Source organism: Ectobacillus funiculus (assembly GCF_004138295.1).
GTDB classification, from domain to species: Bacteria; Bacillota; Bacilli; order Bacillales; family Bacillaceae_G; genus Ectobacillus; species Ectobacillus funiculus.
On sequence record NZ_SCFM01000082.1, the window covers coordinates 1 to 607 of the forward strand.

Below are 607 nucleotides of genomic sequence, written 5' to 3' on the forward strand. Positions count from 1 at the left end.
AGGTTATCGGCTTGCACGAGCGATTATACGAGCCGAACCGCCAGATCATCCGTTCATTATGTTGCTCTCTTTCCTTATTCTTACACGCTCATGTGGGGGCTCTGCCTCACACACCCCCGGCCATCCTCTGCCCAAAAGCAAGGGGGGGGCAAAATATACAAAAAATCCCCTCCAACTAAGCAACCTGAAGGGGATATAGGTATTTATCTTATTTCTTTTTAGATATTGGACGCATATCCTAATTAAGAATTCTAGAGGAAAGGGAGGGCGTACACATGGAAAGACAATACCCTTATCATCATCCATACCCGGTGAGTTATTATCCATATCATCACCATCATTATCCATACCATCATGTAGGTTATTATCCATATCACCACCACCATTATCCATACCAGCATGTGGGTTATTATCCATATCATCATCACTATGGATATCCTGGTGGCCATTAATGTAAAAATAAAAAACATCAAGAAAGAGGGGGCTTTTTGGGTCCCTCTTTAAGTATTGTTGGTTTACATAACATCGGAAGTTCTACATTTTATGTTCGGGATGGAAATCTAATGAATTAGTTCAGATTATGAAGGTCAGGCGTAGTGTTTTAATA

Annotated in this window: 1 protein-coding gene; it reads left to right on the forward strand. The window is 40.9% G+C overall.

Going from position 1 to position 607, the window contains the following annotated elements:
- Positions 1-275 precede the first annotated feature (275 nt).
- A complete protein-coding gene (locus EP737_RS25835) occupies positions 276-452 on the forward strand; it encodes a hypothetical protein (RefSeq protein ID WP_165350909.1) in 177 nt (58 codons plus the stop codon).
- The last annotated feature ends 155 nt before the right edge of the window (positions 453-607 follow it).